Source organism: Chitinophaga polysaccharea, assembly GCF_902150045.1.
Classification (GTDB): Bacteria; Bacteroidota; Bacteroidia; order Chitinophagales; family Chitinophagaceae; genus Chitinophaga; species Chitinophaga polysaccharea_A.
This window is the reverse complement of the sequence record NZ_CABFVU010000003.1, coordinates 733,137-750,403: the sequence shown is the minus strand read 5'-3', so window position 1 is coordinate 750,403 and position 17,267 is coordinate 733,137. Positions and strand designations below refer to the sequence as shown.

Below are 17,267 nucleotides of genomic sequence, written 5' to 3'. Positions count from 1 at the left end.
CTCTTTACGCAGCCAATCCGCGTAGTGAATGCATTTTTCAAAGTATAAAAGTTTTAATTGTAAATTACCCGCAGTAATTTTGACAGGCCAGCATTGATGGCCTGTCAGCAGGAAGATGACCTAATATTCGCGTTACTGGTGCTGAGGCATCCGGCAACTCTTAAAACAATAAACTATGGATGCTGAATCGTGGATCAGCTATGGAGGGCTGTTCATTGTATGCCTATCTGTATTCGGACAAACAGGATTGTTTTTCTGCTTCTTCCTCCCAAGCGGAGGGTTTATGTTTACCGCCGGCGTACTGGCGGCATCAGGAAGCTTTGATAATAATGTGCTGGTGATTTGCGCATTGTGCGCCGTTGCTGCGATAGCAGGCAATGCCACCGGGTACTGGTTCGGACGGACCACCGGACACCTGCTTAAAAATAAAAAAGATTCGGGGATCTTTCGCCGGCAATACCTGGTATCTGCCGAAACCTTTTATAAAAAATATGGCACCACCGCGCTTACGGCAGGGGTTTTCCTTCCCCTTATCCGTACGTTTGCGCCAATTGTTGCAGGAATGATCAAACTGGATTTCCGCCGCTTCCTTTTATTTGTAACCATTGGCTCCATTGCCTATACTTTCAGCTTTACGCTGGTTGGCTACCTTATTGGAAGTATGCCGTTCCTGAAACCTTATCTCAAATATTTTATTGCGGTGATTATCGTTACAGTAACGGTTCCCGTAGTGATCCGCATTGTAAAGGAATTCCGGAAATCATCTTCCTAACTGTAAATCTTTGCGATCACATCTTTAAATTTCTCCGTCACCACCTTTCTTTTCAAACTGAGCTTGGGCGTCATTTCACCACCGGCAATACTCCATTCTTCCGTGAGCAGTTCAAACTTTTTGATTTGCTCTACATGGTTAAAATGCTGGTTGTAATTGTCCACTACCTGTTGGTACATCGCTAATACCTTCGGGTTTTCTACTGCCGCTTCATTGGTACTGAAAGGAATGTTCTGCTGGTTCATCCAGTATTTCAGGTAAGTAAAAGCAGGAACAATCAATGCGCCTGTAAACTTTTCCCCGGCGCCCACTACCATGATCTGTTCTATAAAAGGGCTTTCCTTGAATTTATTTTCAATTGGCTGTGGGGCCACGTATTTTCCACCGCTGGTTTTAAACAGTTCTTTCTTGCGGTCGGTGATCTTCAGGAATTTATTATCTACCCATAATCCGATATCACCGGTGTGCAACCAGCCATCAATCACGGTTTCAGCGGTAAGGTCGGGGCGTTTGTAATAGCCTTTCATAACGGAAGGCCCCTTCACACATATTTCTCCATCTTCGGCCAGCTTTACTTCAATACCATTGATAGGCGGTCCTACGGTACCAAACTTTGTATCGCCTGGTGTTTTACGGTTCACACAAATAACGGGGCTGTTTTCTGTAGGGCCGTAGCCTTCATACACGGGGATGCGTGCAGCGTTAAAAATGCGCAGCAGTTTTTCCTGGCAGGCAGCGCCACCGGTTACTATAAACCGGATGTTGTTGCCCAGTGCCTGCCGCCATTTGCTGAATATAAGTTTATTGGCAATGGCCAGCTGCAGGTTGTACCACGCCCCGCCGCTGATGTTATTATCGTATTTCCCTGCAAGGGATACCGCCCAGAAAAACAGTTTACGTTTAATGCCGGTTAACCCGCTGCCGGTAGCCATAATTTTTTCAAATACTTTTTCGAGGAGACGGGGAACGGTAGTAAATCCATCAGGCCCGATCTCTTTCAGGTTGGCGCTGAGCGTGTCCATACTTTCTGCATAATAAATGCTGATGCCGCTGAACAGGTAGATATAGGTCACGCACTTTTCAAAAATATGATTCAAAGGCAAAAAGCTCAGTACCTTACTGGGTTGCGGAGCATCTTCAAACGGAAAACTTTCTTTGGATAAAAAAGCATTCGACACAATATTACTGTGCGTAAGCATCACCCCTTTGGGGGTACCAGTGGTACCGGATGTATAAATAATGGTAGCCAGGTGGCCGGGATCAATACCTGCTTTTATTTGTTCCACCTGTTGCAGCAGCTCTGGGGTGGCCTGTGCCGGAATAACCGACCAGTGTGTGGCGCCGGGTATTTCATCGAATGTATAAACATGTTGTAAAGACGGAATCCCTTCCCGTATGCTGTTTACCTTATCCAGCAATTCCCTGCTGCTCACGAACATATATTTCACCGCGGCATCTTTCAGGATAAACTGCAATTCAGCGGGATTGGTTGTGGGATAGATAGGTACCAGTACGGCCCCTGTTTGCTGCACGGCCAGGTCCGTGAAAATCCATTCCGGGCGGTTGTTGCTGATGATAGCAATTTTATCGGCGCCTTCGGGGGTAAAGTCGTTGCCACCAATACCCAGCTGTAACAAACCCGCGCTGTACCGGTTTACGATTTCACTGACGGCGGCAGTGTCATAGGTTTTCCATTGTCCGTCAACTTTAGCCGCCAACATATCAGGTTTAGGGAATTTGGCCAACTGCCAGGCAACCGCATCAAAAAGCCTACTCTTGGAAACATTGTTCATACGTGAAAATTAAGGATGTTCTTTAAATATACTAAAAAACCGGTATGAAACTTCGCTTCGCCAAAGAAGTAAAAAAGCGGTGGATTGTTTTCTTTTCCAGGTGGGAAAACAGCTGCTTAAAGTATTTGAAGTAGCCAATACTTCGGTATATCCGTTTATAAAGAAGCAGTTATTACGGTTACGTCATAATTCTTTCCTGAAAACAGCTGATACAATAAGGCGCTATTTTTTTGGCGCCTTATTGTTTTCAGGTGTATATTGGACAATTAAAAACCGGGAGGGCAGGGGTGTTTTACTGGTATTTTTATGTATTTCCTTTATGGTATTTGAATGATTTTTGATTGATTGACAAAAAATATTTACATTTCGGGTACATCCAAAAATTTTAGCCAACCCAATTGATACCAGCATCAGTTTTGCCGTAAAAGATCCACGCATGCCTGCAAAGAAAGACGTTTGTTTTGAGGACGCTGCTTTATGGAAGCGATTTAAAGGTGGCGATAAAGCTGCTTTTACGCTGATTTACCGCGAATATACCAGGCACCTGTTCCAGTATGGATCCAGGTTTTGTGCCGACCAGGAAAAGCTGAAAGACATCATCCATGATCTTTTTATAGAGATATGGAACAGCAGGGACACTGTTAGTGAAGAAGTGGCCATCCGGTTTTACCTATGCCGCAGCCTGAGATATAAACTGATCCGGGCCAACTATCAATACCGCTCCGTTACCGATAAGCAGGATAAATTCCTTCACGAACATCTCCAGGTGGAATCTACCGTGGAAGAAAGGATCATTGACGCCGAAATCAGTGATTCCCGCAGTATACTGCTGGATAATGCCATTAAGAAATTATCGCGGCGGCAGCAGGAAATTATCACGCTGCGTTTTTATATGGGCTTTACCAATGCCCAGATCGCGGAACTGATGCACATGAAGTACCAGTCTGTAAGCAACCTCCTTTATAACGCCCTTGGCCGTATCAAAGAAACGCTGGAAACCACCCCGTTTGCCCGGCGCCTGCTGGAAACCTTCTATCTCTTTTTCTGATTCAATAAGAATAAAGTCCACTGCTAAATTACCACCCGGGCAATAGGCGGCAAAATCAATCCGCCGGTTTTACCGCTTATTGCCGGATCTCGTACCGGGAAATGGGGGCATCATTAATGCCTCGTCACAGTATGACGAGTGTATAAGGACTATATGATGAGTACTACACATAAACGACTCCTAAGTATCAGAGAGGTATCAGGGAAGTATCTGTACCAACAAAAACAACACTGTTAAAAAAACTTTATTTTTTTTGAGTATAAAATGAGCATCTCTGTCATTTACATTTAAAGGGCAACTGATTGCCGCTTAAAAAACAGCTGCATGAAGCATTTTGGAGAGGATACCTGGGAGTTCATCAGGGACGATAGTTTTGTTCAATGGGTATTGCGCCCGGACGATGCCAGCACTGCCCGCTGGGAGCAGTGGATGATGGCCCATCCGGAAAGGGTGAGGGATGTTGAAAAGGCCCGTGATATGGTAGCTGCATTGGCTAAAGTGCCACAACCTGCAGTAGATGAAGCTATGCTGGAAGAGCTGTATGCCAGTCTTGACAGGCATATGGAAGAAGAGCGCCCTGCAGTGGAAGAAACGCCTGCCCGTATAAGAGGCATGGGCCGTTACAGGTGGTTGGGCGCAGCGGCTGCAGCGCTGGCAGGAATAGCGCTGGTAGCCATCTACCTGAAAAAAGACAACCAAACACCGGTAGCTGCAACACTGAACAGCCATATGGAAAATGAGCAGCTTACCCGCATCAATACCAGCAATGCCAGCCAGGTAGCATGGCTTACAGATGGTTCTACCGTAGTGCTGAATGCCGGCGCCTCTATCCGGCACGATGCGTTTTTATTGCAAAACAAACGGGAAGTATTCCTGAAAGGAGAAGCTTTTTTTGATATCGCAAAAGATGCGGCAAGACCATTTATAGTATATACGCCAAAAGTTGGGATCAGGGTACTGGGAACAAGTTTCAGGGTGTCTGAAGAAAATGGAAGTCTGACGGTAACTGTAAAAACCGGCAAAATAGCCGTGTATAACCTGGCCGATAAAAAACAGCGCAGCTACGTGGTAACGCCTAACCATAAGATCCGCTTTAATACCCTCACCTCGGCCTTTGTTGCCGATTCACTTGATAACAGCGAGCTGGCGGAACTGCAGCCTGCTGTGCAACCAAAACCTTTCGTATTCGACAATACTGCTGTAACGGATATTTTCCACGCCATGGAAACTGCTTACAGTATAAAAATAAATGCAAGCGAGGAAGTGTTTGGAAAGTGCATGATCACCACTACCATCACGAATGAATCATTTGAAAATAAATTGAAAATAATCTGTGCGGCCATTAACGCCAGCTATAAGATCAGCGGTGGCCAGGTATACATTACCGGGAAGCCCTGCAGTTAATTAAAAGTATTGTTCACTTGTAATTCCGCTAAAATGTTCACTGTTATTAAGTTTACCTGAAATTATCAACCAAAAAAAGTGGCGATGCCCTAACACCGCCACCTGTAATTTTTTCCTGTAAAGTCTGGACAACTGCTACAGGAAAGGAATTGTCGCACTAACGTTTTCATTAATCACAACAAAACACTTGAAGTTATGCACAAAATTGCAAACTCCAACCGGACTGTCATATTTTTTATGAGGGTTACTTTGCTACAAATAGGTTTTCTGCTCTGCCTGATCACCTGCACTTTCGGCCGGAATGTGCATGCCCAGGAGGTACTGAGCAAAAAGGTGTCATTAAATATGCCGCCTACAGACCTGCGTAATATCCTCCGGGCCATCACGGAAAAAACCGCCGTGAACTTTACCTACAACAACAGCACATTGCCCACCAGGCAGCGTGTGGCGCTGAAAGCCAGCGATGAGCAACTGGGAGAGCTTTTACCACGTTTGCTCAATCCCCTGCACATCACGTTTGAAGTGATCAACGAACAGATAGTATTGAAGAAAGAGAAAAGCAACGAGGCCGGCATGAATATAGAAGGGTTGAATGTGCTTTTCCAGAAGATCAGCGGAACCGTGAAATCCAGCGATGGCGCTGCATTGCCGGGGGTGAATATCATGGTGGCCGGTACCAACAAAGGAACGGTAACGAACGTAGACGGGCATTTTGAACTGGAAGCAAAAGAAGGGGATGTACTGATCTTTTCATCTATTGGTTTTGCACAGCAACGCGTAACAGTAGGCGCCAATTCCGTGATCAATATAGTAATGGCTGCTTCGGCCACTTCGCTGGATGCAGTAGCCATCACGGCATTGGGCATCAAAAGAAATGTAAGAACACTGGGCTACTCCCAGGAAGAAGTGAAAGGAGGAGAAGTGGCCAGGTCTAATGCTCCCAACATTGTAAACGCGCTGGCAGGAAAGATGGCCGGTGTAAATGTTACCAGCCCCAATGGTGTGGATGGCGGTACCACCCGTATCGTAATTGGTGGAAACAACACCATCCAGGGCGATAACCAGCCCCTGATCATCGTAGATGGTATGCCTATGGCCAATGACCTTGCAAGGCCTTACGATGTGCGCAATGCGCCCACCGGTAGCGCCATGTATGCGGGTAACAACGCGGATGCTTCCAACACCAGCTCCCCAAAGGATTTTGGTAGCCCTATCAACATGATCAACCCAGAGGATATTGAAAGTATCAGTGTGCTGAAAGGCCCTACCGCCGCTGCTTTGTACGGTGGTAAAGGCGCCAATGGCGTAATCCTGATCACTACCAAAAAGGGAACCAAAAGCACCGGCCTGGGAGTGGATTATACATATGGGTACAAAAATATTGATCCCTACCGTTTCCTGGAATTACAGAACGAATACGGCGCAGGCGGTATGGTATCGTTAAATGCACCGGAATACCTTACCGATGCCAACGGCAACCCAAAGCTCACTGAAAACTGGAACGGTATGTATGTGGATCCTAAAACCGGTTCCGGCCCTTACGGGGTAAATACCTACAACCAGGTGGGATGGCCGGGTTCCGGCGTTTCCTGGGGCCCGAAAATGGATGGCAAAATGATCACCTGGTGGGATGGTACCCAGAAGGCAGATGTGCCCCAGCCCGACAATATCAAACTGCTGTTCCGCAACGGTACACAGTCAACACATAACGTATCCCTTTCCGGCGGTAACGAATGGGGCTCTATCCGGGCTTCCTTTTCCCGGCTCGACAATACCGCGGTATTACCCAACAGTGATTACTACCGCAATACCTTTAACCTCGGCGCCAATATGAAGCTGACGAAAAGGGTAAATGTGCAGCTCACTTCTTCCTATGTGGTTAATAACTATCACAATCCGCCGCAGCTGGGTAACGACGATGCCAATTCCTGGATGAAGCGCCTGGTATACAATGCAGGCAGGAACTATCGTGGCGAAGATATCGGCATCTACAAAAACCAGGACGGCTCACAAAATACCCTGTCCGGTTTCCCATGGGTAGGAAACGGCGGTTATACCGTATGGAACATCTTTGAGAATAATACAGACCAGAACAGGCGTAAATTACTGGCAGGCGTACAACTGAACTATGAAGCCACCGATTTCCTGGATTTTATTTTCCGGGGAGGCCTGGATAATAATACCAATGAGATGACCATCAAGAACAGGCCCACTGATGTGATAGGCATCACCAAAGGGTACTATGGTCATGGCACTGAGCGGGATAATGCTTCCAATATGGACTTCATCGGAACCCTGCATAAAGACAAACTGCTGAACGGCGTACTTAATGCAAAGTTCTCATTGGGTGGAACTATTTACCAGCGTGATATGTACGGCATGTTCAACTATAATGATAACTGGGCTATTCCAAACGTATACTCACTGAACTCCGGTACCTACCTCGGTAACCCGCATCCGGTAACGGAAAGCCAGCTGCGTAAAAAGATGAATTCCGTTTACAGCTTCATCAACCTTTCGTACAAGGATTTTCTTTACCTGGATGTAACGGGTCGTAACGACTGGTCATCTGCCCTGCCAAAAGGACAATGGTCTTATTTCTTCCCGTCTTTTGCCGGTAGCTTTGTGTTTTCAGACCTGCTGAAGACAGACCCGGCTATCCTCAGCTTTGGCAAAGTAAGGGTAGCTTGGGCACAGGCTGCAGTAGACCCTGCGCCTTACCAGATCAACTACAATTATTCCAGTATCACATTTGCAGGTCAGGCCGCTACTATGTTGCCCGGCTCCCTGCCTGCGCACGACTTTAAACCTGCTATTAATACCACCGCCGATTTCGGCCTGGTGCTCGGTTTTCTCAATAACCGCCTGAATGCTGATTTCAGGTATTACAAGGGAAAATCCAGGAACCAGATCCTCAGTTCTCCACTGCCTATGAGCTCCGGTGTGAGCAGCATTGTGGTAAATACCGGCGTGCTGGAAAATTCAGGGCTGGAACTGATCCTGCGTGCCAAGGTAATTGACCGGAAAGATTTTGGATGGGATGTAGCACTTAACCTGGCACACAGTAATAATAAACTGTTGTCATTGTCTGACGGTACCGACCGTGTAGATATGGCCAGCGCCTGGAATGATGGAGGCGCTCACGGCCCGGTGATTTCAGCAAGGGTGGGCGACCAGTTCGGCACCATTTACGGTCATGATTATATCTATGATCCAAAAACCGGCTTACCCCTGATGGTACAAAATCCTTATGGCAATGCAGCCATGAATGGAACCATGTACCAGGCAACAGATGGCCTGGTGCCACTGGGTAATGCCACGCCTAAATTAACCGGCGGTATCACCAATACCTTCAGGTTCAAAGGCGGTATTTCTGTAAGCACCCTCATTGATGCAAAGATCGGCGGCGACATCTGGTCCGGTACCTATGCCACTATCATGCAACAGGGCCAGGCGCCGGAAACACTGAAAGAAAGGAATGGCGGCGGCTTACCGTATACTACACCTGATGGTACAAAAACCAACTGGGGCGTAATATTGCCCGGTGTGTTCCCTGATGGAAAAGTAAATGATAATGTAGTGCATTACTATTATAAATACATGCCTTACGGTGTATGGAGCAGTACCGATCTTGGCGGGGGACTGAAAGGAAGCGACTGGATCAACAGAGGTGCAGTGCTTGAAAATACCTGGGTGAAGATGAGAGAGATCTCTGTGAACTACCAGGTACCGCAAAGCTTTATCAGGAAAACAAAAGTATTCCAGGCAGCTTCCCTCTCGCTGGTAGGAAGGGATCTCTTCTACCTTTACACTTCTTTGCCGGACCATATCAATCCTGAAGGTGTAAACGGTGCAGGCAACGCCCAGGGGCTGGAGTTTATGTCTATGCCGAGCTTCCGCTCCTTAGGTTTCCAGGTAAGGGTTTCTTTTTAAAGAAACAGATCATCTCACCGATTAAAACGTGCAAACATGAAGAACGCAAAGAAAATATTTCTCTATATAACCGGTATTTCCCTAACACTTGGCGCGTGTACCAAAGATTTCCAGGAGATCAATACCACGCCGGGATTACCTACCAGCACCTCCATACCGCCAATGGTAAACGGGGTGATCAGCACGCTGTTCCTGAAAGGGCAGGAGCAGGCCGCCATTCACAATGAATATTACTACCCGGTTACCCAGCTGGCCACTATCAGCGGCAGCTCCGGTTACCTGGTACAGAATGGTGCGCTGGACATCTGGAACGATTACTATGCCGCCCTGCAGAACCTGAACCAGATCCAGGACAAGATCAACGCCTATACCGGCGACAAAGCGGAAATGGATAATATACAGTCCATCACCTACATTTTACGCGCTTATAAAACGCTGCGTATTACCGACCAGTTCGGGGATATTCCCTATTCACAGGCAGGACTGGCCTATACTTATAACACTACCAATTACCGGCCGAAATACGATTCCCAGGAAAGCATTTACAAAAGTTTGCTGGAACAGCTGAAATGGGCATCACAGCATCTTACCACCGCAGCCACAACACCGGGCGGACAGCCGTATCAGTCGCTGGGCGCTTCCGAAACACTGTTTGCCAACAACATAGCCATGTGGCAGAAGTTTGGCAACTCGCTGCTGCTGCGTTATGCCATGCAGATAGTAGAGAAAGATGCGGCTACCGCCACGCCTTACCTGCAATACGCCCTGAGCGGTATTCCGCTGATAGGAGAAGGGGAAGATGCCGGTATGTGGCCTGGCAAACTGGGTGGCTATGTGCTTAACGACAGCCGCTTCTGGTCTTTCACCTCGCATAAATTTGTGCGCCTGAGCACTACCTGCTGGAACATGATGGCAGATGGCACCAGTACCGCGCAGATCTTTGATCCCCGGGCCGTACTGTTCTTTGAAACCAACCAGGCAGGCCAGTGGGCGCCATTACAGCCGGGCAGTACCGCAAGCGATAATACCAATCCTTACCAGGATAAAAGGGATGCGGATTTTGCCAATAAAGACAACTGCAAATTTTCCCCGTTCAATTATTACATCGTAAGGGATATTTATTACCAGCCTGAATTATTTATGACAGCTGCTGAAGTACATTTCCTGAAGGCAGAGGCATATGCCCGTGGTCTTGGCGTAGCTAAGAACATGGCTACAGCAGGTACAGAGTACACAGCGGGTATTACTTCCGCGGTAAACTTCTGGTATTTCATTGCGCACACTACCAATGTTACCAACGATGCATGGTCAACAGTAGCTCCTGCAAGCCCAACGCCTGCGCAGATGACGGCTTTCCTCGCCAACCCGAAAGTGGCCTTCACCGGTACGGATGAACAGAAGCTGGATAAGATCTATGCACAGGAGTGGTTATCATTTTTCCGTCAGCCCTGGCTGGCTTACAATTTATGGAGAAGAACCGGCCGCACGCCGCGCGATGGCAATCCCGCCACTTACGTGAACTTCAACAGGTTGCAGTACCCGGAACAGGAATCAGTGAATAACACTGTAAATTATAAGACCCAGTCCGACCAGATGGGTGGTAATTCCAACACCGTGAAGGTTTGGTGGATGAAATAATACTGTGAATTTAGATGAATAATAACAGCCCCGGGGATGTCATCTCCCCGGGGCTTCTTTATGGTACCGCCTGCAGGAAAATATCAATTCGCAATTAAATTTTGCTACATTAGCAGGGGGCCACTCTCTATGCATGCGCAGTTATATAACGATAAAGAACTATTCCGGCTGATTTCGGAAGGCGATGAAACCGCTTTCCGGATGCTTTTCCGCCGGTATGTTCCGCAACTGCGCCCACTTATACTACATCTTACCAAAACCACCGCTGTTACAGATGATATTATCCAGGAAACATTTCTCCGCCTGTGGATCAGCCGCGATAAGCTGCCTGAAATAGACGTGCCCCGTTCCTGGTTGCTGCGGATCGCTTTTCACCTTTCCTTTTCCTGGCTGCGCAAACAGGTGGTGCATCACAAAGCCATTGATGCCATTACTTCAGATTATACGTCTGAAGGGCCGGTCACCACTACCGAAGAAACGATGGTATACAATGCCATGATGAAACAGGTAGGCGCCGCGGTAGCCCAGTTGCCACCCCAGGCAAAGCGCATTTACCTGCTGAGCAGGGAGAAAGGCCTTAAGATACCGGAGATCGCAAGTGAGCTGTCTGTTTCTCCCAGCACGGTTAAAAACTCACTGGTAAGATCACTGCATTTTATCCGGAAGCAGCTGGAGCTGTCGGGCCACCTCTTTCCCGCCGTGCTGATGTGGGTACTGGTCAATATTGTGCTGAAATAAGTCAAGGAAATAAGGATAACATTGCCACCTGCCCGCTAACTTCGTTGCTCAAACCACGATTATGAAACGCTATCACCTGTTGTTATTGCTGTTGCTGTTTTCCTGTAAAGATGCGCCGCATCAGGGCAGCCGTTACGGAATGGTTACCGGCCTGCGGCCGGAGAAAATAGACGAGTATAAATCATTACATGCCAAAGTATGGCCGGGAGTCCTGAAAACGATTGAAGCCTGTAATATCCATAACTATTCCATCTACCTGAAAAAAATTGATGACCGCTGGTACCTGTTCAGTTATTTTGAATATACCGGGAAAGATTTTAAAAGGGATATGGAGAAGATGAAGAAAGACAGTATTACCCAACAATGGTGGAAAGTAACAGCGCCCTGCCAGCTGCCTTTGCCGGATGCTGCGGCCAAAGGGGATACCTGGTCGGGCATGGAAGAAGTTTTTCACGTGGAGTAAAACCCGTTTTTGCTGAACCACAAAATTAATACACCCCGTACCGGTTTTTGATTAAATTTATACCCTGTAATCAAAGCGGTACGTTTGTCATTCGTTCAGTTATACAATGAAAAAGAGCTCCTTGCCGGTGTTGCCGCGGGAGATGAAAAGGCATTTCATGCCCTCTATTATCATTATAGTCCGCGTATCTACAGCAATTTATTGAAACTGGTAAAGTCGGCCGACCTGGCGCAGGAACTGTTGCAACAGGTATTTGTAAACATCTGGCTCCGCCACAGCACCATTGACCCGGAAAAATCTTTCCGTTCCTACCTGTTTGCCACCGCCAATAACCTGGTGATCGACTTTTACCGGAAAGTGAAGCGGGATAAGCTGTTGATGGATAAGCTGCTCAGCGCAGCGCAGGAATACTACCTGCATACAGAAGAATGGCTGCACGAAAAAGAAACCAGGCATCTGATACAGGAAGCCATCGATGATCTTCCTCCCCAGCGTAAGATCATATTTACACTTTGCAAGCTGGAAAACCGCACCTATAAAGAAGTGAGCCAGCTGTTGGGCATTTCGCCCGCTACGGTCAACAGCCAGATCGTAAAAGCCACCAGCGCCATACAAAAGAAGCTGATGGCCAGCAGGGATGTTGCCGGTATCCTGCTGGCTTACCTGATCCTGCGTTAAGCATTCCCTTCTTTTTATGGCGGAAGCCGGTAAAAAAAATTTTCTTCCGGGTAAATGTACCCCTTCGTTCGTTCGTATTAGTTGTATGAACCAAGATCCCGATGCATCTTTTTTAAAAGAATTATTTGCCAGGTTCCTGGAGAACCGTTGCAGTGAAGAGGAGATCCGCCTGTTGATGGAGTATGCGGAAAAAGATGAATACCGGGAACTGTTTTCCGGGATAATAGGCCAGGCGGTAATGGAAGACCACCCGGAAGAGGAATCATTGTATGCCATGCACAGGGAGGTAATTGATGCGGTAAGCACACGGATCACACCACCGGTACCAGCTCCTGAAAAAGCGGTGCGCAGGTGGCTGCCTTACCGCGTGGCGGCAGCAGTGGCATTGCTGCTGCTGGCAGGAGGCGTTTGGCGCTGGTATTCCCATTCACATACCGCAATGCCGGTGGTTAACGTAGCCGCACATACGCCTGTGAATGATACCGCGGCAGGAGGGAATAAGGCCATCCTGATCCTGGCAAACGGCGCAGCTGTTACGTTGGATAGTACCGCCAACGGGTTGCTTGCCCAACAGGGACAAACACAGGTGATCAAATCAGCTGCGGGCAATCTTGTATATACCTCCACCGCAGGGACTTCTGCGGAACCATTGTATAATTCCATCATTACGCCCAAAGGCGTACAATACCAGGTAACATTGTCGGATGGTACAAAGGTATGGCTGAATGCCTCCTCTGCATTGCGTTTCCCGGCATCGTTCACGGGGGCCAGCAGGCAGGTGACATTAACCGGGGAGGCCTATTTTGAAACAACCATAAATGCAGAGAAACCTTTCGTGGTGGTGGTGGATAGCATGCGCGTTACCGTGCTTGGCACTCACTTCAATATCATGGCCTATAAAGAAGAAAGGACCATCAATACTACGTTGCTGGAAGGCGCTGTAAGCGTGGCCGGGGGCAATACCACCATGCTGCTGAAACCGGGGGAACAGGCACAGCTGGGGCAACAGGGAAATATCCGGTTGATAAAGAAAGCAGATATACCTGCAGTAATGGCCTGGAAAAACCGCCTCTTCTGGTTTGAGCAGGATGATATCCATACCGTAATGCGGCAATTGTCAAGAGAATACAATATAGAAGTGGAGATCCGGGGTGATATCCAACGTCATTTTACCGGCTCCATTCCACGTGATGTGAATGTATCAACCGTTCTTGAAGTATTACAGAAAACAGGCGGGGTGCACTTTACAATGAACAATGGAAAAATAATTGTCACACCTTAAAACATGTTAGTTATGAACACCTGACTGTAACAAGCGCCAAAAAAACCGGAAGCGGCCTAGTGCTCCCGGTCAGTAGGCAAAAGAAAACAATTCTTTCTGGTAACCGTAATCTTTTATCCCAAATCAAATGTATGTATTTGAATGCTTATTTCAAAGGCAGAGGAGTCCTGTGCCATCTCATTTCCACAACTGCAAAGGTTATGCAACTCACCGCTATAGTATTGCTCGCCGCATGTCTGCAGGTATGTGCCACAGCCCGTGCACAAAAGGTGACCATCTCCGGTAAAGAGGTATCATTAAAAGAGATCTTTACCGAGATCAGGAACCAGACCGGCTATAATTTTATTTACACCAACGAAGACCTGCAACACGTTGTACCTGTAACACTGGATGTAAAGAACGCAACGCTCCGTGATGTGCTGGACATCTGCTTCGCGCGCCAGCCGCTGGATTATTCCATCCTGGAAAAAATAATTATCGTAAAACCAAAGGCCCCCATATTGCCTGTTGCAGTCAGTGTAACCGGGACCGTTACAGACGCCGTTACAGGAAAGCCACTGCCTGGCGTAAGCATCCAGGTAAAAGGCACTTCCACCGGTATAGCAACGGATGAAAAAGGCCACTATAGCCTGAGCGTACCGGACAATGCCGTGCTGGTATTTTCTTACCTGGGTTATATAAAGAAAGAAATATCACTGGCGGGGCAAACAACGGTGAATGTGGCCCTTTCACCTTCCAATACCGGTTTGAATGAAGTGATAGTAGTAGGATATGGTACGCAACGCAAAGAGGATCTTTCGGGTTCAGTGTCTTCCATTAACTACGACCAGCAGATGCAGAACCGCGCCATTACCGATGTATCCCAGGCCTTGTCCGGCGCCGCATCGGGCATCTCTGTATCGCAGACCTCCGGACAACCGGGCCGAGATGGCGCAGTGCTGCGCATCCGTGGAGTAGGCACGCTCAACAATTCAGATCCGCTGGTGCTCATCGATGGTATCGTAGGATCATTGAATAACCTGAACCCAAACGATGTGGCCAGTATCTCCATCCTGAAAGATGCCGCTTCCGCAGCCATTTATGGCTCCCGCGCCGCCAACGGGGTTATTCTCGTTACCACTAAAAGAGGGAAGAAAGGAAAAACAGTGATCAATTACAACGGGTCTGCCGGCGTGCAAAGAGCCACACATCTCTTTGAACCGGTAACAGATTATGTTACTTATATGCAGCTGATGAACCGCATCCAGAAAGCGGATAACCCCGATAATACGGATCTCTTCAAACCAGCTACCATAGAAGCCTGGAAGAATGCCAAAGACCCGGTGCTATTTCCAAATACCAACTGGATGGACGTCATCTTCAAACAGGGGATCATCACCCGCCATAACCTTTCTGTTAGCGGGGGCAATGAAAAAACGGATTACTATCTCTCCATGGGATATCTCTATAACAAAGGTATCATGGAGTCTACAGACAATACCAAATATTCCCTGCGCTTAAATATGGATCATAAAATAAGCGATAAGGTAAAGATAGGCGCTATCCTCACTTCTTACTGGAACAAGGTGAACGAGCCTTTTGATGTAACCACCCTGTTGTATTACAGCGCCAACTCAGTGCCCGGTGTAACGCCTACTATGACCAAAGACGGTGTAACCCGCTACGGGGGCAGGAATACAGACGATGAAAGCCCCAACGCCATAAACCCGCAGCAATACATGGATACCTGGTTTTACCCGCAGGTAGGGCAGTACTCTTTCGCCAAGTTATATGGCGAATGGGAAATCATGAAAGACCTTAAATGGCAGGTAAACGGAAGTGCAGAGGTTTATAACAAGGAAGGCAAACAATACAAGTATTCCGGCGCTGTACAGAATCTCTGGAATTTCCAGAAAGATGAAGTAACGGTGAGCAATGCTTCGGTTCCTTCCACGCTTTACCAGAGAAATGATAACAGCCTGGGACTCACTTTCTACACCACCCTTAATTATGATAAAACTTTTGGGCAGGATCATCATATCACCGCGCTGGCAGGCGCCAGCAGGGAAATAAACAGGAATGCCTGGTTTGCCGGCAGCGTGCAGGGCTTCCCCTCCAATGATACCTGGGAACTGAGCGCCGGCCTTTCACAACCCATTGTAAGCGGTACCTCTTCTTCCTCCACGTTGTCGTCTTACTTCGGGCGCGTGAACTACAGCTACAAGGAAAAATACCTGCTGGAAGCCAACCTCCGTTACGACGGATCATCGCGCTTCGCCAGTGGTAACCGCTGGGGTGTGTTCCCTTCTTTTTCAGGCGCGTGGCGACTGAGCAAAGAGAACTTTTTCCGCAATGCAGATATTTCTTTTGTAGATGATATCAAGATCCGCGGATCATGGGGAAAACTGGGTAACCAGAATATTGGACTGTACCAGTATATGGGATTGTATGCAGCAGGACAGAACTATATTTTCGGTAATAGCCTGTCGGCCGGACTGGCGCCCAAAGCCCTGCCTAATCCTGATATCACCTGGGAAAGCACTGCCACTACAGATGTTGGCGCAGACATTACCCTGTTCAGGGAACATTTTGATGTTACGTTCGACTGGTACAACCGCCGTACCAGCAACATCCTGGTGCAGCTGCCATTATCGTCTTTATACGGCGCGCTTACACCGCCTTACCAGAATGTGGCAGTAGTACAGAACAGGGGATGGGAAGTGGCGCTCGGTTATAAGAACAGCGTGGGCAATTTCCAGTATTCCATCAGCGGTAACCTGAGCCATAATACCAATAACGTATTGCGCTACCAGGGCAATCCTGATGTAATACAAAGCATCGGCAATAATTCTATCATCAAACAGGGACTGCCCATTGGTGCATTGTATGGCTACCAGGCAGAAGGCACTTTCAAAAACCAGCACGATATTGATAACTGGGCCAAACAAAAACTGTCGGGTTCCAATAAGCCGGGCGATCTTAAATATGCAGATATAAAACAGGACGGCGTTATCAATGGAGGCGACCGTACCTACCTGGGCAGCGTAATACCTGAATACACCTACGGGCTTAGCCTGCAGGCCGGATACAAAGGCATTTCCCTGTCCGTTTTATTCCAGGGCATAGGCGGCGTAAAACGATATTACCAGAACCTCTGGTATACCAGCGCTGTACGCTATGGCAGGGAAATCAATTCTTATTTCCTCAACGCATGGTCCGCCGAAAATCCCAACAGCGATATACCACGGCTTACTACAGACAGTAACAGCGATAATACGCAGGCCTCCTCTTTCTGGGTACAGAACGGTTCTTTCCTGAGAGTAAAAAATATGCAGCTCTCTTACAGTTTCCCCGCAGGCTGGCTGAAGAAAACATTCATTTCAGGCATACAGGTGTATGCGGATGCACAGAACCCGTTCACCTGGACAAAGTACAACGGACTGGATCCCGAAACAGGGAATTACACCGATTACCAGATTGAAAATCCGAATGTGCGCACTTTCTCACTGGGAATAAATGCCTCATTCTAAACTTGTGTA

Annotated in this window: 11 protein-coding genes; 10 read left to right on the top strand and 1 reads right to left on the bottom strand. The window is 47.7% G+C overall.

Features of this window, described 5'->3' with window-relative positions:
- Positions 1 to 175: 175 nt before the first annotated feature.
- Positions 176 to 772 (top strand): VTT domain-containing protein, encoded by a 597-nt coding sequence (locus FN124_RS23420; protein WP_142687195.1) that lies wholly within the window; start codon positions 176 to 178, stop codon positions 770 to 772.
- Here the strand turns inward: FN124_RS23420 and FN124_RS23415 are convergent.
- Complete coding sequence (locus FN124_RS23415; protein ID WP_142687194.1) at positions 769 to 2,565, bottom strand: AMP-dependent synthetase/ligase; 1,797 nt, start codon at positions 2,563 to 2,565, stop codon at positions 769 to 771. The two genes, FN124_RS23420 and FN124_RS23415, sit on opposite strands and share 4 nt — an antisense overlap.
- 436 nt (positions 2,566 to 3,001) lie before the next feature.
- On the opposite strand from FN124_RS23415, the gene FN124_RS23410 reads away from it, so the two are divergent.
- The 9 genes from FN124_RS23410 to FN124_RS23370 all read left to right on the top strand — a co-directional run bounded on the left by FN124_RS23410 (position 3,002) and on the right by FN124_RS23370 (position 17,258).
- Complete coding sequence (locus FN124_RS23410; RefSeq protein WP_142687193.1) at positions 3,002 to 3,613, top strand: RNA polymerase sigma factor; 612 nt, start codon at positions 3,002 to 3,004, stop codon at positions 3,611 to 3,613.
- Between the two features lie 324 nt (positions 3,614 to 3,937).
- Positions 3,938 to 5,017 carry a FecR family protein gene (locus FN124_RS23405; protein WP_142687192.1) on the top strand — a complete coding sequence of 360 codons (1,080 nt, stop codon included), beginning with the start codon at positions 3,938 to 3,940 and terminating at the stop codon, positions 5,015 to 5,017.
- Between the two features lie 195 nt (positions 5,018 to 5,212).
- The gene (locus FN124_RS23400) at positions 5,213 to 8,950 is read left to right on the top strand and encodes a SusC/RagA family TonB-linked outer membrane protein (RefSeq protein ID WP_142687191.1); all 3,738 of its coding nucleotides are present in this window, start codon (positions 5,213 to 5,215) and stop codon (positions 8,948 to 8,950) included.
- A 36-nt stretch (positions 8,951 to 8,986) separates the two neighbouring features.
- Positions 8,987 to 10,588: a SusD/RagB family nutrient-binding outer membrane lipoprotein gene (locus FN124_RS23395; protein ID WP_142687190.1), complete on the top strand. Its 1,602-nt coding sequence runs from the start codon at positions 8,987 to 8,989 to the stop codon at positions 10,586 to 10,588.
- Positions 10,589 to 10,717: 129 nt separating this feature from the next.
- Positions 10,718 to 11,326: an RNA polymerase sigma factor gene (locus FN124_RS23390; RefSeq protein ID WP_185937339.1), complete on the top strand. Its 609-nt coding sequence runs from the start codon at positions 10,718 to 10,720 to the stop codon at positions 11,324 to 11,326.
- A 61-nt stretch (positions 11,327 to 11,387) separates the two neighbouring features.
- Positions 11,388 to 11,789, top strand: coding sequence for an L-rhamnose mutarotase (locus FN124_RS23385; protein ID WP_142687188.1), 402 nt, complete (start codon positions 11,388 to 11,390; stop codon positions 11,787 to 11,789).
- Between the two features lie 84 nt (positions 11,790 to 11,873).
- A complete protein-coding gene (locus tag FN124_RS23380) occupies positions 11,874 to 12,467 on the top strand; it encodes an RNA polymerase sigma factor (RefSeq protein ID WP_185937338.1) in 594 nt (197 codons plus the stop codon).
- 85 nt (positions 12,468 to 12,552) lie between these two features.
- On the top strand, positions 12,553 to 13,749 hold the full coding sequence (locus tag FN124_RS23375; protein ID WP_185937337.1) for a FecR family protein: 1,197 nt from the start codon (positions 12,553 to 12,555) through the stop codon (positions 13,747 to 13,749).
- A gap of 200 nt (positions 13,750 to 13,949) precedes the next feature.
- Complete coding sequence (locus FN124_RS23370) at positions 13,950 to 17,258, top strand: TonB-dependent receptor (RefSeq protein ID WP_185937336.1); 3,309 nt, start codon at positions 13,950 to 13,952, stop codon at positions 17,256 to 17,258.
- The last annotated feature ends 9 nt before the right edge of the window (positions 17,259 to 17,267 follow it).

Excerpts from the sequence above, each read along its gene's own strand:
- FN124_RS23420 (WP_142687195.1), top strand. The coding sequence starts at position 176 with ATGGATGCTGAATCGTGGATCAGCTATGGAGGGCTGTTCATTGTATGC.
- FN124_RS23415 (WP_142687194.1), bottom strand. The coding sequence starts at position 2,565 with ATGAACAATGTTTCCAAGAGTAGGCTTTTTGATGCGGTTGCCTGGCAG.
- FN124_RS23410 (WP_142687193.1), top strand. The coding sequence starts at position 3,002 with ATGCCTGCAAAGAAAGACGTTTGTTTTGAGGACGCTGCTTTATGGAAG.
- FN124_RS23405 (WP_142687192.1), top strand. The coding sequence starts at position 3,938 with ATGAAGCATTTTGGAGAGGATACCTGGGAGTTCATCAGGGACGATAGT.
- FN124_RS23400 (WP_142687191.1), top strand. The coding sequence starts at position 5,213 with ATGCACAAAATTGCAAACTCCAACCGGACTGTCATATTTTTTATGAGG.
- FN124_RS23395 (WP_142687190.1), top strand. The coding sequence starts at position 8,987 with ATGAAGAACGCAAAGAAAATATTTCTCTATATAACCGGTATTTCCCTA.
- FN124_RS23390 (WP_185937339.1), top strand. The coding sequence starts at position 10,718 with ATGCATGCGCAGTTATATAACGATAAAGAACTATTCCGGCTGATTTCG.
- FN124_RS23385 (WP_142687188.1), top strand. The coding sequence starts at position 11,388 with ATGAAACGCTATCACCTGTTGTTATTGCTGTTGCTGTTTTCCTGTAAA.
- FN124_RS23375 (WP_185937337.1), top strand. The coding sequence starts at position 12,553 with ATGAACCAAGATCCCGATGCATCTTTTTTAAAAGAATTATTTGCCAGG.
- FN124_RS23370 (WP_185937336.1), top strand. The coding sequence starts at position 13,950 with ATGCAACTCACCGCTATAGTATTGCTCGCCGCATGTCTGCAGGTATGT.